At 70.9% G+C, this 19,155-nt stretch carries 20 protein-coding genes (1 of these 20 only partly in view); 7 read left to right on the top strand and 13 right to left on the bottom strand.

Features of this window, described 5'->3' with window-relative positions; all coding sequences use genetic code 11:
• Nucleotides 1–42: 42 nt before the first annotated feature.
• From fdxA to HBB12_RS16360, 5 genes are all read right to left on the bottom strand, one after another.
• Nucleotides 43–381 carry a ferredoxin FdxA gene (gene fdxA / locus HBB12_RS16380; RefSeq protein WP_236990318.1) on the bottom strand — a complete coding sequence of 113 codons (339 nt, stop codon included), beginning with the start codon at nucleotides 379–381 and terminating at the stop codon, nucleotides 43–45.
• A 180-nt stretch (nucleotides 382–561) separates the two neighbouring features.
• Nucleotides 562–852 (bottom strand): RNA-binding S4 domain-containing protein, encoded by a 291-nt coding sequence (locus HBB12_RS16375; protein ID WP_236990317.1) that lies wholly within the window; start codon nucleotides 850–852, stop codon nucleotides 562–564.
• 3 nt (nucleotides 853–855) lie between these two features.
• Nucleotides 856–4,326 (bottom strand): helicase-related protein, encoded by a 3,471-nt coding sequence (locus tag HBB12_RS16370; RefSeq protein WP_236990316.1) that lies wholly within the window; start codon nucleotides 4,324–4,326, stop codon nucleotides 856–858.
• 87 nt (nucleotides 4,327–4,413) lie between these two features.
• A complete protein-coding gene (locus tag HBB12_RS16365) occupies nucleotides 4,414–4,791 on the bottom strand; it encodes a hypothetical protein (protein WP_236990315.1) in 378 nt (125 codons plus the stop codon).
• A 107-nt stretch (nucleotides 4,792–4,898) separates the two neighbouring features.
• Nucleotides 4,899–5,798, bottom strand: a complete 900-nt coding sequence (locus tag HBB12_RS16360; protein ID WP_236990314.1) for a DUF3108 domain-containing protein — start codon at nucleotides 5,796–5,798, stop codon at nucleotides 4,899–4,901.
• A 287-nt stretch (nucleotides 5,799–6,085) separates the two neighbouring features.
• Here HBB12_RS16360 and rpmB point away from each other — a divergent pair, with 287 nt between their 5' ends.
• Nucleotides 6,086–6,376 (top strand): 50S ribosomal protein L28, encoded by a 291-nt coding sequence (rpmB, locus tag HBB12_RS16355; RefSeq protein ID WP_093567567.1) that lies wholly within the window; start codon nucleotides 6,086–6,088, stop codon nucleotides 6,374–6,376.
• 281 nt (nucleotides 6,377–6,657) lie between these two features.
• Here rpmB and cobT read toward each other — a convergent pair whose 3' ends face one another.
• From cobT to HBB12_RS16335, 4 genes are all read right to left on the bottom strand, one after another.
• Nucleotides 6,658–8,562, bottom strand: coding sequence for a cobaltochelatase subunit CobT (gene cobT, locus HBB12_RS16350; RefSeq protein ID WP_236990313.1), 1,905 nt, complete (start codon nucleotides 8,560–8,562; stop codon nucleotides 6,658–6,660).
• A 7-nt stretch (nucleotides 8,563–8,569) separates the two neighbouring features.
• Nucleotides 8,570–9,064 (bottom strand): DUF29 domain-containing protein, encoded by a 495-nt coding sequence (locus tag HBB12_RS16345; RefSeq protein WP_203155068.1) that lies wholly within the window; start codon nucleotides 9,062–9,064, stop codon nucleotides 8,570–8,572.
• 16 nt (nucleotides 9,065–9,080) lie between these two features.
• Nucleotides 9,081–10,064, bottom strand: coding sequence for a cobaltochelatase subunit CobS (cobS, locus tag HBB12_RS16340; protein ID WP_236990312.1), 984 nt, complete (start codon nucleotides 10,062–10,064; stop codon nucleotides 9,081–9,083).
• Between the two features lie 217 nt (nucleotides 10,065–10,281).
• The gene (locus HBB12_RS16335) at nucleotides 10,282–10,908 is read right to left on the bottom strand and encodes a J domain-containing protein (RefSeq protein ID WP_236990311.1); all 627 of its coding nucleotides are present in this window, start codon (nucleotides 10,906–10,908) and stop codon (nucleotides 10,282–10,284) included.
• Nucleotides 10,909–11,042: 134 nt separating this feature from the next.
• Between HBB12_RS16335 and HBB12_RS16330 the strand changes: the two genes are divergently transcribed.
• Genes HBB12_RS16330 through HBB12_RS16320 form a run of 3 tightly spaced genes read left to right on the top strand, consistent with a single transcriptional unit; the run spans nucleotide 11,043 to nucleotide 12,445 of the window.
• Nucleotides 11,043–11,315, top strand: a complete 273-nt coding sequence (locus tag HBB12_RS16330; RefSeq protein ID WP_236990310.1) for a BolA family protein — start codon at nucleotides 11,043–11,045, stop codon at nucleotides 11,313–11,315.
• Nucleotides 11,316–11,366: 51 nt separating this feature from the next.
• Complete coding sequence (locus HBB12_RS16325) at nucleotides 11,367–11,813, top strand: RusA family crossover junction endodeoxyribonuclease (protein ID WP_236990309.1); 447 nt, start codon at nucleotides 11,367–11,369, stop codon at nucleotides 11,811–11,813.
• Complete coding sequence (locus tag HBB12_RS16320; RefSeq protein ID WP_236990308.1) at nucleotides 11,810–12,445, top strand: hypothetical protein; 636 nt, start codon at nucleotides 11,810–11,812, stop codon at nucleotides 12,443–12,445. The genes HBB12_RS16325 and HBB12_RS16320 overlap by 4 nt, the downstream gene beginning before the upstream one ends.
• Before the next feature lie 2 nt (nucleotides 12,446–12,447).
• Here the strand turns inward: HBB12_RS16320 and HBB12_RS16315 are convergent, their stop codons facing one another.
• The 4 genes from HBB12_RS16315 to HBB12_RS16300 form a co-directional block, all read right to left on the bottom strand.
• The gene (locus HBB12_RS16315) at nucleotides 12,448–13,713 is read right to left on the bottom strand and encodes an MFS transporter (RefSeq protein ID WP_236990307.1); all 1,266 of its coding nucleotides are present in this window, start codon (nucleotides 13,711–13,713) and stop codon (nucleotides 12,448–12,450) included.
• Nucleotides 13,714–13,734: 21 nt separating this feature from the next.
• The gene (locus HBB12_RS16310) at nucleotides 13,735–14,901 is read right to left on the bottom strand and encodes an acetyl-CoA acetyltransferase (RefSeq protein ID WP_236990306.1); all 1,167 of its coding nucleotides are present in this window, start codon (nucleotides 14,899–14,901) and stop codon (nucleotides 13,735–13,737) included.
• Nucleotides 14,902–14,965: 64 nt separating this feature from the next.
• Nucleotides 14,966–15,673, bottom strand: a complete 708-nt coding sequence (queC, locus tag HBB12_RS16305; RefSeq protein ID WP_236990305.1) for a 7-cyano-7-deazaguanine synthase QueC — start codon at nucleotides 15,671–15,673, stop codon at nucleotides 14,966–14,968.
• Nucleotides 15,674–15,788: 115 nt separating this feature from the next.
• Complete coding sequence (locus HBB12_RS16300) at nucleotides 15,789–16,004, bottom strand: hypothetical protein (RefSeq protein WP_236990304.1); 216 nt, start codon at nucleotides 16,002–16,004, stop codon at nucleotides 15,789–15,791.
• Between the two features lie 226 nt (nucleotides 16,005–16,230).
• On the opposite strand from HBB12_RS16300, the gene rpsT reads away from it, so the two are divergent.
• The 3 genes from rpsT to HBB12_RS16285 all read left to right on the top strand — a co-directional run.
• Entirely contained in the window at nucleotides 16,231–16,506 is a 276-nt protein-coding gene (gene rpsT, locus HBB12_RS16295) for a 30S ribosomal protein S20 (protein WP_203155075.1), read from the top strand.
• 196 nt (nucleotides 16,507–16,702) lie between these two features.
• On the top strand, nucleotides 16,703–18,241 hold the full coding sequence (locus HBB12_RS16290; protein ID WP_236990303.1) for a YifB family Mg chelatase-like AAA ATPase: 1,539 nt from the start codon (nucleotides 16,703–16,705) through the stop codon (nucleotides 18,239–18,241).
• 140 nt (nucleotides 18,242–18,381) lie between these two features.
• Nucleotides 18,382–19,155, top strand: the 5' end (the start) of a protein-coding gene (locus HBB12_RS16285) for an ATP-binding protein (protein WP_236990302.1). 1,245 nt of this gene lie beyond the right edge of the window; the window shows 774 of its 2,019 coding nt (coding positions 1–774); it begins with the start codon at nucleotides 18,382–18,384; its stop codon lies off the right edge, out of view.

Below are 19,155 nucleotides of genomic sequence, written 5' to 3'. Positions count from 1 at the left end.
CAACGGATCGGCAACCATCCCTGCCGGATCGCGGGGACCCGCTCAGTCGCCCGAGCCGGGATTGGCCGAGAAATGCGCCTCGAACTTGCCGGACTTGCCGTCCCAGTCCTTGGCGTCGGCCGGAGCGGCCTTCTTCTGGGTGATGTTGGGCCAGCTCTTGGCCATGTCGGCGTTCAGCTTCAGCCAGCTCTCCAGGCCCGGCTCGGTATCGGGCTTGATCGCCTCGGCCGGGCATTCGGGCTCGCACACGCCGCAATCGATGCACTCGTCCGGCTGGATGACGAGCATGTTCTCGCCTTCGTAGAAGCAGTCGACCGGACACACCTCCACGCAGTCCATGTACTTGCACTTGATGCAGTTGTCGGTGACGACGTAGGTCATGGGCCGGTGAAACCTCGAGAACGAAGGGCGCTCGCGCGGCGCCCGGGCGTGTAGGCCGGGCCTTAGACCCGGGAGGGCGGGCTTGCAAGCCGCCCGTTGCGGGGCGGCGTCGCGTTGCCGGCAGGCGTCGCCTTCGCGTCACGCTTTCGCGTGCGCATCACGCTGCGGTGCGCGGAGAGATCAGCTCGCCTCGTCGGGCGCCGAGTCCGCCGAGAGGTCGCTATAGAGCAGCCGGGCTTCCGGAGCCGGGCCCCGCCGCTCGCCGAGATCGCGCACCCGCACCGCTGCCGTGACGTGCTGGGCCGCGACCGTGACCACGTCTCCGACCGCCAGCGCCTTCGAGGGGGCGTCGGCGCGCTGGCCGTTCACCCGCACGAAGCCGTCCTCGATCAGGCGCGCGGCCAGCGAGCGCGTCTTGGCGAAGCGCGCGAACCACAGCCACTTGTCGAGGCGCTGCCGGTCCGCGCGCATCGCTCAGCGCTTGTCGCCGTCTCGCGACTCCATCTGCGCCTTGAGGGCGAGGAGCTTGGCGAAGGGCGAATCCGGATCCGGAGCGCGCTCGCGCCGGGGCGGCCGGGCCTCGTGCATGCCGCCGTTGCGGGGAGCGCCGTCGCGCCGGTCCTGCGGGGGACGACCGCCCTCGCGACCGCCCGGATGCGGCCCGCGCGGGGGACGCCCGTCGCGGCGGCTCTCACCGCCACGGCCCTCGAACCGGTTCTCGGGCCGGCCTTCGCCGGCGGGACGATTCTCGCCCCGGTGCTCGCCACGAGCCTCACCTTGGCGCCGGTCGCCCCAGCGCTGGCCCTCGCGAGGGCCACGATGAGCCGCACGCTGCTCCGCCGGCGCGCCCTCGCCGCCCTCCGGACGCGGGAAGCCGCCCCGGGAGCGGCCGTCGCGCTGGCCGCCCTCGCGCTGCTGGCCGTCCTGCGGCCGGCCGCGGCCCTGGTGGCGCGGCGCGTGGCTGCGCTGGTGACGGTGCATCCGCCACACCTCGATGACGACCGGCTCCGCCGGCTCACCCGCCGCTTCGGCGGTCTCCGCGGGCGCGGTGTCGCCGGAAGCGGCAGGCTCGGTACCTTCGGCGGTGTCGCCCGCCTCGGCCTGCGCGACCGGCGTGCCGTCGCTTGCCGCGGCCTCGACCGGAGCCGGCTCCTCGGAGACGGGTGCCTCGGCGGCAGCATCCCCGGCCGCGACATCGTGAGTCGCGATCTCCTGGACCGGCCCCGTCGAATCGGCCTCGACATGCTCGGCCTGCACCGGCTCTGCGGCCTGGTCCTCGGGGGAGGTCTCGTCCTGCGCGGCCGCCTCGGCCGGTGCCTCGTCGGAGGCGGACTCCGCCGTCACGGTCTCGGCGTGGGTCTCGTCACCGGCTGCGGCGTCCGCGGACTCGCTCGCCTCGGCAGAGGCCTCGCCGGCCTCCGCCACCTTGGGCTGCACCGGCACCGTCGGGGCGGCGGGACGCAGGGCGACGGTGATGGCCGGGCCGGGCCGGCGGTCGACGACGTAGCCGAGCGACTTCAGGATCGAGGCGAAATCCTCGCCCGAGCAGCCGACCAGCGAGGTCATGCCGACGGTCGGCACGAAGCCGTCCTTGTCGGCGGTGCCCGGAGGCGGCTCGCCGGGGGTAGTGCCGGGCACGTAGGCGATCGCCGGACGGATCAGGTCGGCGAGGCGCTCGAGGATATCGACGCGCACCGCCCGGCCGCCGCAGACCCGGAAGCCGGCGGCACGGTAGAGGCCCTTGGCGATCTCGGGATCGACCGGCATCGAGGTGCGGCCGGAGCCGGCGAGATGCGCGATCTCGTCGAGGCCGCGCTGGTCGAGGCCGCCATTCTGCAGCGCCCAGAGCTGCGCCGCCAGGGTGCGGGGCGCGGGCTTCAGCAAAGCCGGCATGGTGATGTGGTAGGCGCCGAAGCGCACGCCGTGCTTGCGCAGGGCCGCGCGGCCGTCCTGGTCGAGGCTGCGCATCTCGTTGAGGACCTTGGCGCGCTCCAGCACGCCGAGCGCCTCCGCGACCTGGAAGCCGATGCCGCGGGCAAGCCCCGTGATATCGGCCGCGGTCTCGAGCTCGAGGGCCGGTCCCAGCAGGCGCACGATGTGGGCCTTGAGCCAGGCGTTCAGCCGGGTCTCGACCTTCTCGCGGGCCGGACCGCTGAGCTGCTCGTCGGCGAGCAGCCGCAGGCCGGGAGCGTAGAGCTTCTCGCCGGGCACCAGCTTGGCGACCGGGTTGCCGGTCCAGCGGATCGTGCCGTCGTTCGAGAGCACGAGCGCCGCGTCCGCCGCGGCGGCGAACCGGTCGGCCCGCGCCTCGATCTCGCTCGCCAGCGCCTTCTCGGCGGCGCTGCGCAGGGTCTTGGCTTCCTGGCCCTCGGCGCCGGGATCCGGCACGAACTGGAACCCGTGCAGGTGGCCGACGTGCTGTCCCTCGACCGTCACGTCGCCGCCCGCGGTGATCTCAGCTTCCAACATGGTATTCTCTCTCAGGCGCCGCATCAGCACGCTGGTGCGCCGATCGACGAATCGACTCGCCAGCCGCTCGTGCAGGGCGTCGGACAGCCTGTCCTCTACCCGACGCGTCTCGCCCTGCCAATGCTCCGGGTCGGCGAGCCAGTCGGGTCTGTTGGCCACGAAGGTCCACGTGCGGACATGGGCGATGCGCTGCGACAGGGCGTCGATGTCGCCGTCGGTGCGGTCGACCATCGCCACGTGCTGCGAAAACCAGTCGACCGGGATGCGCCCGGCCATGCCGCGCATCAGGAACCGAAACAGCTGGGCGATCAAGTCGGCATGGGTCTGGATCGCGGATTTTCGATAATCCGGCACGCCGCAGACCTGCCACAGCCGCTCGACCGCGCTCTTCGAGGTCGCGTAGTCGCGGATGTCGTCCTCCTTGGCCAGGAGGTCGAGGGCGGCCTCGTCGTCGCCGGTCGGCGCCCGGGTGAGGCCGCGCTCGCTCGGGTGCTCCCCGAGGCTGCGGCGGAGCGCATCGACCGAGCGGAAATCGAGATCGGGGTTGCGCCATTGCAGCACCCGCAGCGGGTCGAAGGCGTGGCCCTCCAGGGCCTCGACCATCTCGGCCTCCATCGGCGGGCAGCGCCCGGTGGTGCCGAAGGTCCCGTCGCGCAGGTGGCGCCCGGCGCGCCCCGCGATCTGCGCCATCTCGGAGGGGGAGAGGTCGCGAAAGCGCGTGCCGTCGTATTTGCGGTTCGACGCGAAGGCGACGTGGTCGACGTCGAGGTTGAGCCCCATCCCGACGGCGTCCGTCGCCACCAGGTAATCGACCTCGCCGGACTGGTAGAGCTCGACCTGGGCGTTGCGGGTGCGGGGCGAGAGGGCGCCGAGCACCACCGCCGCGCCGCCGCGCTGGCGCCGCAGCAATTCGGCGATGGCGTAGACCTCCTCCGCCGAGAACGCCACGATGGCGCTGCGATGGGGCAGGCGCGAGAGCTTGCGGCTGCCGGCGAAGCTCAGCTGCGACAGGCGCGGGCGGGTGGTCACGTGGATGCCCGGGATCAGCGCCTTGACCAGCGGCTCCATCGTGGCCGAGCCGATCAGCAGCGTCTCCTCGCGGCCGCGCTGGTGCAGCAGGCGGTCGGTGAAGGTGTGGCCGCGGTCGCGGTCGGCGCCGAGCTGGATCTCGTCGATGCCGACGAAGTCCACGGCGTTGTCCCGCGGCATCGCCTCGGCGGTGCAGATCCAGTAGCTCGGCCGGTTCGGCTTGATCTTCTCCTCGCCGGTGACGAGGGCGACCCGCTCGGGACCGACCCGCTCGACGACGCGGTGATAGACCTCGCGGGCGAGCAGCCGCAGCGGCAGGCCGATCATGCCGGTCGGGTGGCCGAGCATCCGCTCGATGGCGAGGTGGGTCTTGCCGGTATTGGTGGGACCGAGCACCGCCGTGGCGCCGCGCAAGCGGGCCTGCGGTGAGAGGGAGCGGCGCGTCATCGGGTCGGACAGACATCCTCGGGGCGGTTACCGGCAGCGGCCGCCGCGCCGTCCCGATCTTAGCGCCGGGGCCGTCGTGCGACCCCTTCAGCGCTCCGGAAAGCGGCCGCGGGGCGGCCGTGGCCCGGGCAGCGGCCTCCCGTCATATGGGGCGGGGGCGACCCGATCGCCATAAGGATCGCCGTACGGAGGGGACGGCTGGCCGGACGAGCCGATACCCGGGACGATCACCTCGATGCGGGGATCGGGCGCGCGGCCCTGCGCCAGGTCGGCGCAGAGGGTTTCCGGGACGGCCGTGAGCGGTCCGGGCGGGTTGGTGCCGATCGTCGCCGAGGAATAGGCGTCGCCGCCGCAATCGGGTCCGTTCGTGAAGTCGGGTCCACCTGCCAGCGCCGGGAGCGGGGCGAGCAGGAGGAAGCCGGGCAGGACGAGGCTGGGCAGGAGGCCGGGAACGGCGCGCCGCATGGCTCTGAGCAGGTTCCGCAAAAGTGGCCTCCGGTTTTGCGTCAGAAACCTGCGACGAGACGAGAATCGAAGCGGAAGAAGCGTTGGCCTGCCGACGCTTCTTCCGCTCAGCGCCTGTCCGCCGGCGGCTCCGGGCTCTGCGCCGCCGCCTGTACGGTCGCTTCCGGGGCGCCCTGGCCCGCGCTCTGCGACCACCGCGTCGCCTCGATGATGTTGAGGCCGATCTGGGTGCGCACGGCGATGCGCAGGGGCAGCAGGACCCGCGCGCCCTCGACGGGGGCGAGCCACACCGACATCTCGGTGTTGTCCTCCATGAACTTCACTCCCGGCCGGTCCGGCCGATGGCCGGCGATCGGCTGGTAGCGGGCGTTGCAGACCAGGACCGGACCGGCATAGCCGGGCTTCTGGACGCTGCGGGTCTCGCCGTAGGTGAGCACCACGTTGAACCGGCTCGCGCCGTCGAAGACCGGGATGGTGCGGTTGCAGTTCTGCGGGTCGGTGAGGTCGCCGCGGCCTTGCGCCGGCATCATCAGGGCGCTCACCGGATCGATGATGCCGCGCTTGTGCACCTCGCTCACCGTCACCCGCTCGGGGTCCGGTACCAGCGGGGGCGCGATGTCGGAGGCGACCACGTTGCCGCGGGCGAGCGCCATGCGCACGGTGATCGAGGCGCTGGCGCTGTGGGAGGCGAGCGCGAAGGCCGCAGGCACCGGGCGGGCCGCCACCGTGCCGCTCGCCCGGCCCGAACCGTAGCCGCCGGTGATCGCCCCGACGAGGCCGGTGAGGCGGGCGCTGACGTCCATGGTGTAGCGCGTACCCTGCATCGCGCCGGTGACCTGCGCGGTCCCGATCGGCACGCCGGCGAGCGTGATGCCGTAATCGACCGTGACGGCAGTCTCGCCGGCCTTCGGCGCGCGCCCCCGCGCGGCCTGGGCCGACATCGCCTCGCCGGCCGGGAGGGCGAACCCCGCCGTGACGGCGAGCGAGAGGAGGGCCTTGGAACGCATGGGGGAAACCGATCTCGAACGCCGTCGCCCACCACCGATGAAACGGGGGGAATCTGGCCCTATCGTGACGCGATCAAGGTTAACGGATCGTCTCGCGCGCAAGGGGCCGGAGCCTCGCGAGGGGGCCGGCTTCAGCCCCGCACCTTGACGAGACCCGCACTCTCCCTCTATAGGCGCGTGCTTTCCAGGGACTTCGCGGGGTCCGGTCCAAGCCGGGGTGCGCAGCACGCCCGGCTCTCGCGTTGCGTGGTCCCTCGCCGAACGAAGACCAGTTGAGGATATAGACCATGTCGCGTCGCTGCGAGCTCACCGGTAAGGGGGTGCTCACCGGCCACCTCGTGAGCCACTCGAACCACAAGACCAAGCGCCGGTTCCTCCCGAACCTGTGCAACGTCACCCTGCTGTCCGACACGCTCGGCCGCTCGGTGCGCCTGCGCATCTCGGCCAACGCCCTGCGCTCGGTCGAGCATCGCGGCGGCCTCGACGCGTTCCTGATCAAGGCCGGCGAGACCGACCTGTCGCAGAACGCCCGCCTGCTGAAGCGCGAGATCGAGAAGAAGCTCGCCGAGGCGGCCTGATTTCTTCGCGGTGGAGGCGCCCGGCGCCTCCTTCGCCAGGACGATCACGAAAAACCCCCGGATGCGCTGCGGCGCCCGGGGGTTTTTCGCGCTTGTTGCACGGTCGTCGAGGACACCGTTCATCCCATCGATGACCTCATCCTGAGGCGCGGCTGAAAGGAGCCTCGAAGGAGGGCTCCGGAAGTCTCGGCGATTCCTGGAGCCTTCCTTCGAGGTCAGCCGATTTTCAATCGGCTGACACCTCAGGATGAGGGTTACGGGTGAGATAGCACGGGATGGCTCTAATGCCGCCCGCCCGCCGCCATCCGGCGCATCGGCACCGGACCGGCATCCTCCTCGAACAATTCGGCCAGCTTCTCGGTCATCACGCCGCCGAGTTCCTCGGCGTCGATGATGGTGACGGCCCGGCGGTAATAGCGGGTCACGTCGTGGCCGATGCCGATGGCGAGCAGCTCCACCGGCGAGCGGGTCTCGATCTCGTCGATGACGTAGCGCAGGTGGCGCTCCAGGTAGTTGCCCGGATTGACCGAGAGGGTCGAATCGTCGACCGGGGCGCCGTCGGAGATCACCATCAGGATGCGGCGCTGCTCGGGCCGGCCGAGCAGGCGCTTGTGGGCCCAGTCCAGGGCCTCGCCGTCGATGTTCTCCTTGAGCAGGCCCTCGCGCATCATCAGCCCGAGATTCTTGCGCGCCCGGCGCCACGGCGCGTCGGCCGACTTGTAGACGATGTGGCGCAGGTCGTTGAGGCGCCCCGGGGTCGGCGGCTTGCCCGATTGCAGCCAGGCCTCGCGCGACTGCCCACCCTTCCAGGCCCGGGTGGTGAAGCCTAAGATCTCGACCTTGACGCCGCAGCGCTCCAGCGTGCGGGCGAGGATGTCGGCGCAGGTCGCCGCCACGGTGATCGGCCGGCCGCGCATCGAGCCCGAATTGTCGAGCAGCAGGGTGACGACCGTATCGCGAAAATTCGTGTCCTTCTCGTGCTTGAAGGACAGGGGCTGGAACGGGTCGATCACGACGCGCACGAGGCGGGCCGGATCGAGCTGGCCTTCCTCCAGGTCGAACTCCCAGGCGCGGTTCTGCTGCGCCAGCAGCCGCCGCTGGAGGCGGTTTGCGAGCCGCCCCACCACGCCCTGGAGATGGGCGAGCTGCTTGTCGAGGTAGGAGCGCAGACGCGCCAGCTCGTCGGCGTCGCACAGGTCCTCAGCGTGAACGACCTCGTCGTATTTCTGGGAGAAGACCTTGTAGTCCGGGCCGCGCGGCTCGTTGGCCCGCGGGCCCGGCGGGCGCCACGATTCGGAGGCTTCCTCGGAATCGGCGTCCTCGGCATCCTCCGGCAACTCGCCGGACGGCGCGTCGGCGGCCTCGGTGGCGCCTTCCTCGATCTCGTCGGAGGCCTCGTCGGAGACCTCCATCTCGGCCCGGTCGCCCTGGCTCTGCTGCTCGGCCTCGCCCTCGCCGGCCTGTTGCTCGTCCGATTCGGCCTCGTTCTCGTCGTCGTTCTCCTCGTCGTCGGGGTCGAGGGGGGCCTCGTCCGCCATGTCGAGGGAGGAGAGCAGGTCGCGCACCGAGCGGGCGAAGGCGCGCTGGTCCTCGATGTTGCCCGTCATCAGGCCGTCGAGGTTGCGCCCGGCCCGGTCCTCGATGAACTCGCGCCACAGCCCGACGATGCGCTGCGCCGCCGGGGGCGGGGCCTGGCCGGTCAGGCGCTCGCGCACCATCAGGGCGACCGCATCCTCCATCGGCGCATCGGCCCGGTCGGTGATTTCCTCGTACTTGCCGCCGCGGTGGTAGCGGTCCTCCAGCATCGCCGTGAGGTTGCCGGCCACGCCCGCCATGCGGCGCGAGCCGATCGCCTCGACCCGGGCCTGCTCGACCGCGTCGAAGACCGCGCGGGCGGCGGCGTTCTCGGGGGCGAGGCGGCGGTGGACGGCGTTGTCGTGGCAGGCGAGGCGCAACGCCATCGAATCGGCATGGCCGCGCAGGATCGCCACGTCGCCGGGGGAGAGCTTGCGCGGCGGCTCGGGCAGGCGGGCCTTGTCGCCGGTGAGTGCCGGCCGGTCGGTCGCGAAGGTGACCTCGATCTCGGCCTTGCGGGCGATGGCCCGCAGCGTCCCGGCCACCGAGCGCTTCAGCGGCTCGGCGACGGACTCGCGCTTCTCGCCGGGCTTGCGGTTGGAGATGGACATGGCGCGGCTACTTCTTCAGCGAGTCGAAGTCGAAGGGGCGGTCCAGAAGATCGTCCCAGGTGTAGGGGCAGGCTTTCGGGAAGTCGTCGGGTTCGAGATGGGTCTCATCCGCGGCCCATAGTCGGGCTTCCTCATAGGCATCGGCGAGCGTGGCCTCCCGGTGCGGCTTGAGGCCGGGATTGTCGCGCAACAACCGACGATAGCGCCGCCGCTGCTCAGCGATCGAGAAAATCCAGCTTGCCGTCCGGTGCTCGGGCTGCTGGTCCCACTTGAGCATGTGCATCACGAGGACGCGCAAGGTGCTGTGGAGCCGGGAGAGCTGGCTCTTGCCCAAATCCTCCAGCTCCTCGGCTACGTGCTCCGCGTCGACCTCGTCGAAGCGGCGCGCCCGGATCAGCGCCACTTGCTCCTGCACCCAGGAGAAATAGTCCCGCTCGTAGGACGCCCGGCCCTCGACCGCGTCGGTGCCGTCGCGCCGGTGATCGAGGGTCGGGTCATCCATCGGGGTTGCTCCCGGTTCAGCTCAGCGCGACGTTCACCGCGCTCTCGGGCAGCTCCTTGCCGAAGGAGCGCTGGTAGAACTCGGCCACCAGCGCGCGCTCCAGCTCGTCGCACTTGTTGAGGAAGGTCACCCGGAAGGCGAAGCCGATATCGTTGAAGATGTCGGCGTTCTCGGCCCAGGTGATCACCGTGCGCGGGCTCATCACGGTCGACAGGTCGCCGTTGATGAAGGCGTTGCGGGTGAGGTCGGCGACGCGCACCATCTTGTTGACGATGTCGCGCCCGCCCTCGCCGCGGTAATGCGGCGCCTTGGACAGCACGATGTCGACCTCGCGGTCGTGCGGCAGGTAGTTGAGCGTGGTGACGATCGACCAGCGGTCCATCTGGCCCTGGTTGATCTGCTGGGTGCCGTGATACAGGCCCGAGGTGTCGCCGAGGCCGACCGTGTTGGCGGTGGCAAACAGCCGGAAGCCGGGATGCGGGCGGATCACCCGCTTCTGGTCGAGCAGCGTCAGGCGGCCCGACACTTCGAGCACGCGCTGGATCACGAACATCACGTCCGGCCGGCCCGCATCGTACTCGTCGAAGACCAGCGCGACGTTGTTCTGCAGCGCCCAGGGCAGGATGCCGTCCTGGAAGGCGGTGACCTGCTTGCCCTCCTTCAGCACGATCGCGTCCTTGCCGACGAGGTCGATGCGCGAGACGTGGCTGTCGAGGTTGATGCGCACGCAGGGCCAGTTCAGCCGCGCGGCGACCTGCTCGATATGGGTGGACTTGCCGGTGCCGTGATAACCCGTGATCATCACCCGGCGGTTGCGGGCGAAGCCCGCGAGGATCGCCAGGGTGGTCTCGCGGTCGAACAGGTAGTCCGGATCGAGATCCGGCACATGCTCGTCGGTGGCCGAGAAGGCCGGCACCTCGAGGTTCGAATCGATCCCGAAGACCTTGCGCACCGAGACGGTCGTGTCCGGCAGTGCGGGTGGCGTGTTCTCAGCAAGCATACGGACCTCGTCGGAGCAGGCCTGGCCCTCGATGGGCGTCCTGCGGATGTCGCGACGGCGCGGGGTGACCGGCGGGCGCCGCATGTCATTAATCTGCGGGGGGAGCCGGCGCAAACGTGCCTGACCCGGATATATGGGGCAGGCGCCCAGTTTCGACCCCCTCCGGCGACGGATCAGGGATGCGAGATCCGTGCCCGGCGCGAGAGCGGGGCCGGCATCAGCACAGGCCGGCGCCCCGCAGGGTGTCGTGAGCCTTGATGATGTCGCGCAGCCGGTCCTCGAACGAGCGGTCGCCGCCATTGGCGTCGGGGTGGAAGCGCTTCACCAGCACCTTGTACTGCGCCTTGATGGCGGCGGAATCGGCGCTTTCGTCGAGGCCGAGCACGTCGAGGGCCTTGCGCACCGGGGCCGAGTAGCGCGGCGGCGGCGGTTCCGCCCGGGCGCGGCGCGACGAGGCCGGCCCGGCGCCCTCGCCGCGCAGGATGCCGAGGGGATCGACGTAGTCCCAGTCGCGCTGCGGCGCCTCGGGCTTCGCGCCTGTCTTGCCCCCGGGATTGACGCCCATCGTCCAGGTCGGACGGTGGCCGATCACCGCGTCCTTCTGGTAGGCCTGGACGGCGGCGTCGTTCATCCCGTCGAAGTAATTGTACGAGGCGTTGTACTCGCGCACGTGCTGCATGCAGAAGCGCCAGTACTGGCCCTCCTGCTTGCGCCCCTTGGGCGCCTTGTGCAGCCCGGGCTGGGTGCAGCCCGGCCGGTCGCAGGCCGGACCCTCGGCCTTCTTCGGCTCGTCGCACGAGGGCCGGATGCGGATGCGGTCGAACAGGGGCGAGTTCAGATCCATGACGGGGCGATTATGAGAGGCGGCGGGGCGGGCACAAGGCCTGCGGGCCTGATGCCGCAGGCGGAACCGGACGGCTTGACGGGTGGCACCCGCTCCGGTCACTCGATCCGAAGCAGGTTAAGGACGGGTGCGCGATGAGCCTGGGCGACTGGATCAGGACGACGCTGGAGGAGCGCCTGGCGCCGACGGCGCTGAGCGTCGTCGACGAATCACACCAGCATGCCGGTCATTCCGGCTGGCGCGAAGGGGGGGGAACTCACTTCCGTCTCGATGTGGTGTCGGCGGCCTTCGAGGGAAAGAGCCGCGTCGAGCGCCACCGCATGGTGAATGCGCTCCTCGACGACGCGTTCAAGCGCGGCCTGCACGCCCTGGCGCTGCGGGCGCGGACGCCGGGGGAGGCGGGGTAGGGCGGCTGGCGCGCCAGAGCGATTCTACCATGCCCCTGAGGTCAGTCGCGCATGCCGCCCCCGACGGCCCGTGACCGTCCCGACGATGTCCGCCGACCGGATTTCGAGTTCTGCGTGATCGGGCGCCCGGTTTCGGCTCAAGCGCTGAGACGGGTCTTGCTCCAGGCGTGGAAGGTGAAGGTGGCCGCTGCGGCATCCGCCGCGTGGCCCGTCGCGCAGGCACCGTTCGGCGGCGACCTGGAATTGCGCGTCACCCACTACTCCGAGCGCCGCATCGCCGATCGCGACAACCTGCTGAAGCCGATCCAGGACGCGCTTCAGGGGATCGCCTATCAGGACGACCATCAGGTGAAGGACGCGACCTCGAACTGGCGCAACATCAACGGCCGGTTCATCGTTCGGTCTATGTCCCTGCCGCTCGCGATGGCATTCTCAGGCGGTGACGAGTTCCTGCATGTCCGTCTGTGGCGGAGCCGCGGTGAGGAGGATCTGGGATGAGACCGAAATCCGATCGCTCCGCCGAGACCCGGACCCAGAGGCGGATCGCCCGCCAGTACCGGACCCTCGGCTACGACGTGGTCGAGCGGCCGGAGCCCCGCCATCTTCCGGACTTCATGCGGGATACCGCACCCGACCTCGTCGCCCGCAGCGACGCGGACAACGTCGTGGTCGAGATCAAGCGGCATGCTGCCCTGAAAGGGTCGAACGATGTCGTCGGCCTGGCGGAGCGCGTCTCCGACCGGCCCGGCTGGCGGTTCGAGCTGGTTGTGCTCACCGACGAGGAAACGTCGACCTCATCCGACCATGCGGCTCTCATCGCGAGGGCGCGCGCGGCCGCCGAGGCCGGGCTGATCGATGTCGCCTGCCTGTCGCTCCTACCCATTCTCACGGCAATCCTCCAGGATGTCGCGCGCGCTCACGGAATGCGGCTCACTGATGCCCCTGCCCGGCGCCTCGTCGACGAGATGAGCTTCCGCGGGGTGCTGCCGGAGCCACTGGTCGATCAGTGCTTCGCCGCCCTCGGGGTCGGCGATAGGCTCATGCGGAACGAGGCCGGTGGCGAACCGCCGAGCCGCGCCGAGTTCGAGGTTCTGGTGCAAGCCTGCGACACGCTCCTGCACCCGATCTGAGATCAGGGCGTGTCTTCGATGGGAGCATTTCGGCTGCCCGAGCGCAGTTTTTCCGTGCCCTGTCCATCGCGCGTCGTCTCGACCCGCTTGAACACCGGCTCCCGCGGCGCGAAGGCATACACCGCCGTCGCCGCCAGCAGCGCCAGCCCGTAGGCCAGGAACAGCCGGCCGTAGAGCGCGTCGGGGGAAAGCCCGCCGGTTTCCAGCACGAACAGGGCAGACAGGCCCTGGATCGCCGCCGCCCCGCCCATGAAGACGATGTTCATGAAGGCGACGCCGCGCCCGAGCAGGTGGGCGGGGAAGAAAAGCCGCGCATGGGCCATCAGGATGCCGTAGCTCAGGCCCGCCGCACCGGTCAGCGCCAGGAGCGCGACGGCCAGCGCGGTGGAGCCGCCGCCGAACAGGCCGAGCCCTGAGAGCGCCAGCCCGGTGACGAGGCAGCCCGCGAAGGCCGTGCGCTTCGGATCGCGCACCAGCCGCTCCAGCGGCCCGTAGCCGATGGCGCCGGCCGCCATGGCGGCGCTCATCGCCAGCGTGCCGTTGCCGCGCTGGAGCGCGTCGAGGCCGTGGACGCTGCCGAGATAGGATCCGACCCAGAGCGAGCGCGTCGCGATGACGACGGCGTAGCTGACGAACACCACGGGAAGGACAGGCCACAGGGCCCGCATCCGGGCGACCTCGGCAAAACCGCGCCAGACCGAGGTTCTGAGCGGATCGGCGAGCTGCGGCGGATCCGCGATCAGCCACAGGACCAGCCCGGCCGCCGCCAGGGTGACGAGGGCGAGCCCGAACAGGATCGTGCGCCAGCCGAAGGCGTGGCTCGCCAGCGCCAGAGGCGTGGAACCGAGGAGGTCCCCGGACGTGCCGAGCCCGATCATCACCGAGGACAGCATGGCGAAGCGCTCCGGCGGGTAGGACCGCCCGAACAGGTAGAGCCCGCCCATCAGGGCCGGCGCGCAGCCGAGCCCGATCAGCGCCATCGCAGCGGCGGCGCCGGCAAAGCCGTGCGCCAGGCCGAGGAGCCCCGCCCCGAAGGCCGCCAGCACCAGGAAGCCCGCCACGGTGCGCCGCGGCCCGACCCGGTCGAGGAGGAGTCCGGTCGGCACCTGTCCCAATGCGAAAGCCAGGAACCAGCCCGCCGAGAGCAGCGCCAGGTCGGAGGGGGCGAGGCCGAGATCGGGCCCGAGATCGGGCGCGACCATCGCCAGGAAACCGCGGTCGAACTGGCTGATCGTGTAGGCGAGCAGCAGGACCAGGAAAGCCGTCATGGCCCTGCGCCTTTGCCAGAGTTACTTGATGCGCTCGAGCACGCTGACGTAGTTCGCCACCGCGACGCCGCCCATGTTGAACACGCCGGCGAGCGTCGCGTCCGGGATCTGCATGCCGCCGGCCTCGCCGCAGAGCTGCATCGCCGAGAGCGCGTGCATCGATACGCCGGTGGCACCGATCGGGTGGCCCTTGGCCTTCAGCCCGCCGGACGGGTTGACCGGAAGCTTGCCCTCCTTGGTGGTCCAGCCCTCGCGGATCGCGTCGGCGCCGCGGCCCTCACCTGTCAGGCCCATCGCCTCGTACTCGATCAGCTCCGCGACCGTGAAGCAATCGTGGGTCTCGACCAGCGACAGGTCGTCGAGGGTGATGCCGGCCTGGCCGAGCGCCCGGGCCCAGGCGGTGGCGGCACCCTCGAACCTCAGCACGTCGCGCTTCGACATCGGCAGGAAATCCTGCGCATGCGCCGTGGCCCGGAAGGCGACGGCGCGGCGCATCCGCAAAGCCGTCTCGGTATCGGCCAGCACGACCGCCGCGGCGCCGTCCGAGACCAGCGAGCAATCGGTGCGCTTGAGCGGGCCGGCGACGAAGGGGTTCTTGTCCGACTCGGTGCGGCAGAACTCGAAGCCGAGATCCTTGCGCATCTGCGCGTAGGGGTTCTGGACGCCGTTCCGGTGGTTCTTGGCGGCGATCATCGCCAGCGCGTCGGACTGGTCGCCGTGGCGCTGGAAATAGGCGCCGGCGATGTTGCCGAACACGCCGGCGAAGCCCGCCGGGTTGTCGCCGTCCTCCGGCAGGTAGGAGGCCTTCAGCAGGGTGCGGCCGATCTCCGCGCCGGGCGTGCGGGTCATCTGCTCGACGCCGACCACCAGCACCACCCGGGCGCGCTTGGCCTCGATGGTCTTGATGCCTTGGTGCACCGCCGCCGAGCCGGTGGCGCAGGCATTCTCGACCCGGGTCGCCGGCTTGAACCGAAAACCCTCGTCGGCCTGGAGCACCAGGGAGGCGGTGAAGTCCTGCGGGGTGAAGCCGGCATTGTAGTGGCCGAGCACGATCTCGTCGACGTCCTGCGGGCCGATCCCCGCATGGGCCAGCGCCTCGTTGGTCACCCGGACGATCAGGCTCTCGACGGTCTCGGCATCGTGCTTGCCGAACGGCGTATGGCTCCAGCCGACGATGCAGGCGGTCATGCGTCTCTCCTCCCGTGTTTGCGGCGCACTCTGCGCGAACCGCAGGGCAGGCCGCAAGCGCCGCTCACGCATCCTCGGCGCGGAACCGCGCATAGCCGGCGGCGCGCAAGCGACAGGCCGGGCAGGTGCCGCAGCCATGGCCCCAGTCGTGCAGCGCGCCGCGCTCGCCGAGGTAGCAGGTATGGCTCTCGCGCACGATGAGATCGACCAGGGCCTCGCCGCCGAGGTCGCGGGCGAGCCGCCAGGTCTCGGCCTTGTCGATCCACATCAACGGCGTGTGCAGCACGAAGCGGCGATCCATGCCGAGATTGAGCGCGACTTGCAGCGCCTTGATCGTGTCGTCGCGGCAATCGGGATAGCCGGAAAAATCCGTCTCGCACATGCCGCCGACGACGTGGCGCAGGCCCCGGCGATAGGCGAGGGCGGCCGCGAAGGTGAGGAAGACGAGGTTGCGGCCCGGCACGAAGGTATTGGGAAGACCAGTCGCCTCCATGGCGATGGCGGTCTCGCGGGTCAGCGCCGTCTCCGACACCTCGCCGAGGGCGGCGAGGGACAGGGTGTGGTCGTCGCCCAGCCGCCCGGCGAAGGCCGGGACGATCCGGGTCATCTCGGCGCGCAAGGTCACCCTGCAATCCAGCTCGATCCGGTGGCGCTGGCCGTAATCGAAGCCGAGGGTCTCGACATGGGTGAAGCGGTCGAGGGCCCAGGCGAGGCAGGTGGCGGAATCCTGTCCACCGGAGAACAGGACCAGGGCGCCGTCGGGGGACGTCATGCGGGCTCCAGTCATATGGGCCTATGCGAAAGGGGCGGCCCCGCTGCCGGAGCCGCCCCCTTATAAGCCCGAGGTGCGGGAGCGGCCTACCGCCCCGCGCGCACCGCCCGTGCGCTTACTGGCCCTGGGCCTGGCTCGCCTTCTTGTTGGCGTTGTGGTGGCCCACCGCGCAGCCGGCCGCGGCGCCGGCCTTGCCGTGGCCGACCGCCTTGCCGGCGAGCCCGCCGACGATCGCGCCCTTGATGCAGCCCTTGGCCTCGGCCTGGTGCGGGATCGCTACGCCTGCCACGGCGAGGAGGCCGGCAGCGAGGAGGGAAGCGGAACGGATCATGGGGATCTCCCGTGTCTGTGTGGGAACCTCAACCATTGAGCGGCCAGAGTGTTCCGGCCTCGGCGGCGCCCGCCATTGACGATCCGCCCGGTCGCGTCTATAGACCGCGGCTCGCGGACCTGCGGGCTTTCGCCCGGCGGGTTGCCCGTGCTTCCATGCCCTGACACGCGACGCCACGATCCCGCCGGGATCGCTCGGGCCTCGCTTTTTTGAATGAGGAACGCCGATGGCCAACACCGTGTCGGCCAAGAAGATGACCCGCAAGATTGCCAAGCGTACGGCAGTCAACCGCTCGCGCCGCAGCCGCATGCGCACCTTCATCCGTAAGGTCGAGGAGGCGATCGAGGCCGGCAATCATGGCGACGCCATGACCGCCCTGCGCAGCGCCGAGCCCGAGATCATGCGCGCGTCCCAGAAGGGGATCGTGCACAAGAACACCGCGTCGCGGAAGGTCTCGCGCCTCGCCGCCCGCGTGAAGGGCCTGCAGGCCGCCCAGGCGTAACGCGCCTTCCCCAAGGACCGGCGCCGGCACGGCGGGTGGTCCGTGGGACGAGAGGAAATGGCCCGGCCCCGTGCCGGGCTTTTTCGTGTTGGGCGGTCTTTTTCGTCTCTGGAATGCACTTTTGCGGTTCCGGGTTGTGCCGGGGCGGCCCGCGAACTAACGTAGCGGCAGATCGCCAGCCCGAAAGCCGTCCCGCATGGTCACCCGCGTCGCCACCGTCGCCTTCGAGGGGATCGAGGCGCGCGCCGTCGACGTGCAGGTGCAGATCACGCCCGGCGCCGTCGCCTTCACGGTGGTCGGGCTGCCCGACAAGGCGGTGGCGGAATCCCGCGAGCGGGTGCGCTCGGCCTTGATCGCCTCGGGCTTGGCGCTGCCGGCCAAGCGCATCACCGTCAACCTCGCCCCCGCCGACCTGCCCAAGGAAGGCTCCCACTACGACCTGCCGATCGCGCTCGGCATGATGTGTGCCATCGGTGCCCTGCCGGCGGACGCTCTGTCCGGTTATTGCGTCCTCGGCGAACTGGCGCTCGACGGCAGCCTCACGGCGGTGGCCGGCGTGCTGCCGGCCGCCATGGCCGCCAATGCGAGGGGCCTCGGGCTGATCTGCCCGGCGGCGAGCGGCCCGGAGGCCGCCTGGGCCGCCGGCGACATGGACGTGCTGGCGCCGCGCTCGCTGATCCAGCTCGCCAACCACTTCAAGGGCACGCAGGTCATGGCCCGACCGGTGCCGGCGGTGGCCGCCGCCGCCGGCGCGCTACCGGACCTGCGCGAGATCAAGGGCCAGGAGGGCGCGAAGCGCGCTCTGGAGATCGCCGCCGCCGGAGCCCACAATCTGTTGATGAACGGCCCGCCGGGAGCCGGCAAGTCGATGCTGGCCGCCCGGCTGCCCTCGATCCTGCCGCCGCTGGGCCCTCGCGAACTGCTCGAAGTCTCGATGATCCAGTCGGTCGCCGGCACGCTGAAGGACGGCGCGCTGTCGAACCGCCGGCCGTTCCGGGCGCCGCACCACTCGGCCTCGATGGCGGCGCTCGTCGGCGGCGGTATCGGCGCCCGGCCCGGCGAGGTGTCGCTCGCCCATGGCGGCGTGCTCTTCCTCGACGAGTTGCCCGAGTTCAACGGCCAGGTGCTCGATTCCCTGCGCCAGCCGCTGGAGACCGGCAACGTCATGATCGCCCGGGCCAACCACCGGGTGACCTACCCAGCCCGGTTCCAACTGGTGGCCGCCATGAATCCGTGCCGCTGCGGCCAGGCGACGGAGCCGGGCTTCGCCTGCCGGCGCGGGCCCAACGAGCGCTGCGTCGCGCAGTACCAGGCCCGGCTCTCCGGCCCGCTCCTCGACCGCATCGACCTCCAGATCGAGGTGCCGGCGGTCACAGCCGCCGACCTGATCCTGCCGCCGCCGGACGAGGGCTCGGCGGAGGCCGCCGCCCGGGTCGCCGCGGCGCGCCTCCTGCAGGAGCGGCGCTACGCCGAGGCCCGCCAGCCCGCCGGCACCACCAATGCCTCATGCCCGGCCACCCTGATCGAGGAGGCGGCCCGGCCCGATCCGGAGGGGATGGCGCTGATCCGCGACGCGGCCGACGCCATGCGGCTCTCCGCCCGCGGCTTCCACCGGGTGTTGCGCGTCGCCCGCACGCTTGCCGACCTCGACGGCGAGGCGCGGGTGCGCCGCCTCCACCTCGCCGAGGCCCTGTCCTACCGCAGCCGCTCGGACCGGCGGCCGGCGGCGGCGTGACGTATCGCGGTTAACGGGATCTGATCGCAGGCCGCCGAATTTGCACGATCGACCGAAGATCCCGCTAAGCCACTTTCGCCACTCATCTTTCAGTTCCACCCGCCATCTTCGGCCCTCGATATGGCCCGGGAGGATGCGGAATGGTGTGGCTCTGCGCGGCGATCGGATTCCTGGCCGTTCTCGCATGGGCGACGGCGCGATGGAGCCGCCTGACCCGAAGCCGGAGCGAGGGCGAGGTCGAGCGCCTGCACGATCTCGTCTGGCGGACCTCCGAGAGCGAGCAGCGCTACCGTAGCCTGGTCGAGGCGCAGATCGAGCTCGTCGTCCAGCGCGATGCCGAGGGCCGCATCACCTTCGCCAACCAGGGCTTCGCCGCCCTCCTCGACACCACGCCCGAGGGACTGCTCGGCACCACCCGGGAGGCCGAGGTGGTCGAGCGGGGCGAGATGCGCCACCGCGCCGACGGGGCCCGCCTCGTCGATCTCGCGATCCTGCCGGCCGGGGGCGGCGCCGTTCGCTGGTTCGCCTTCGTGGAGACCGTGACCGCCGGGCGCGACGGGCGGCCCGAGGTACTGCGCGCGGGCCGTGACGTCACCGAGCGGGTCGAATCCGCCCGCTTCCTCGAGGAGGCGCGCAGCCGGGCCGAGGCCGCGAGCGTGGCGAAGTCCCGGTTCATCGCCAGCGTCAGCCACGAATTCCGCACGCCGCTCAACGGCATCATGGGCATGGCCGACCTGATGCTCGATACTTCCCTGAGCCCCGAGCAGCGCACCTATGCCGAGGCGGTGAAGACCTCCGGCGAGGCGCTTCTCTCGCTCATCGACGGCATTCTCGACTTCTCGAAGATCGAGGCCGGCCGCCTCGACCTCGCGGCCGAGCCCTTCGACCCGGCGGCCCTGGTCGAGAGCGTCGTC

Source organism: Methylobacterium sp. SyP6R (assembly GCF_019216885.1).
In the GTDB taxonomy this organism is placed as follows: domain Bacteria; phylum Pseudomonadota; class Alphaproteobacteria; order Rhizobiales; family Beijerinckiaceae; genus Methylobacterium.
Note: the sequence above shows the minus strand (reverse complement) of the source record. Positions and strands in the feature narration are given on the sequence as shown.

Bases quoted from the DNA above. Each gene is read 5' to 3' on its own strand.
- fdxA (WP_236990318.1), bottom strand. From the start codon at position 381: ATGACCTACGTCGTCACCGACAACTGCATCAAGTGCAAGTACATGGAC.
- HBB12_RS16375 (WP_236990317.1), bottom strand. From the start codon at position 852: ATGCGCGCGGACCGGCAGCGCCTCGACAAGTGGCTGTGGTTCGCGCGC.
- HBB12_RS16370 (WP_236990316.1), bottom strand. From the start codon at position 4,326: ATGACGCGCCGCTCCCTCTCACCGCAGGCCCGCTTGCGCGGCGCCACG.
- HBB12_RS16365 (WP_236990315.1), bottom strand. From the start codon at position 4,791: ATGCGGCGCGCCGTTCCCGGCCTCCTGCCCAGCCTCGTCCTGCCCGGC.
- HBB12_RS16360 (WP_236990314.1), bottom strand. From the start codon at position 5,798: ATGCGTTCCAAGGCCCTCCTCTCGCTCGCCGTCACGGCGGGGTTCGCC.
- rpmB (WP_093567567.1), top strand. From the start codon at position 6,086: ATGTCGCGTCGCTGCGAGCTCACCGGTAAGGGGGTGCTCACCGGCCAC.
- cobT (WP_236990313.1), bottom strand. From the start codon at position 8,562: ATGTCCATCTCCAACCGCAAGCCCGGCGAGAAGCGCGAGTCCGTCGCC.
- HBB12_RS16345 (WP_203155068.1), bottom strand. From the start codon at position 9,064: ATGGATGACCCGACCCTCGATCACCGGCGCGACGGCACCGACGCGGTC.
- cobS (WP_236990312.1), bottom strand. From the start codon at position 10,064: ATGCTTGCTGAGAACACGCCACCCGCACTGCCGGACACGACCGTCTCG.
- HBB12_RS16335 (WP_236990311.1), bottom strand. From the start codon at position 10,908: ATGGATCTGAACTCGCCCCTGTTCGACCGCATCCGCATCCGGCCCTCG.
- HBB12_RS16330 (WP_236990310.1), top strand. From the start codon at position 11,043: ATGAGCCTGGGCGACTGGATCAGGACGACGCTGGAGGAGCGCCTGGCG.
- HBB12_RS16325 (WP_236990309.1), top strand. From the start codon at position 11,367: ATGCCGCCCCCGACGGCCCGTGACCGTCCCGACGATGTCCGCCGACCG.
- HBB12_RS16320 (WP_236990308.1), top strand. From the start codon at position 11,810: ATGAGACCGAAATCCGATCGCTCCGCCGAGACCCGGACCCAGAGGCGG.
- HBB12_RS16315 (WP_236990307.1), bottom strand. From the start codon at position 13,713: ATGACGGCTTTCCTGGTCCTGCTGCTCGCCTACACGATCAGCCAGTTC.
- HBB12_RS16310 (WP_236990306.1), bottom strand. From the start codon at position 14,901: ATGACCGCCTGCATCGTCGGCTGGAGCCATACGCCGTTCGGCAAGCAC.
- queC (WP_236990305.1), bottom strand. From the start codon at position 15,673: ATGACGTCCCCCGACGGCGCCCTGGTCCTGTTCTCCGGTGGACAGGAT.
- HBB12_RS16300 (WP_236990304.1), bottom strand. From the start codon at position 16,004: ATGATCCGTTCCGCTTCCCTCCTCGCTGCCGGCCTCCTCGCCGTGGCA.
- rpsT (WP_203155075.1), top strand. From the start codon at position 16,231: ATGGCCAACACCGTGTCGGCCAAGAAGATGACCCGCAAGATTGCCAAG.
- HBB12_RS16290 (WP_236990303.1), top strand. From the start codon at position 16,703: ATGGTCACCCGCGTCGCCACCGTCGCCTTCGAGGGGATCGAGGCGCGC.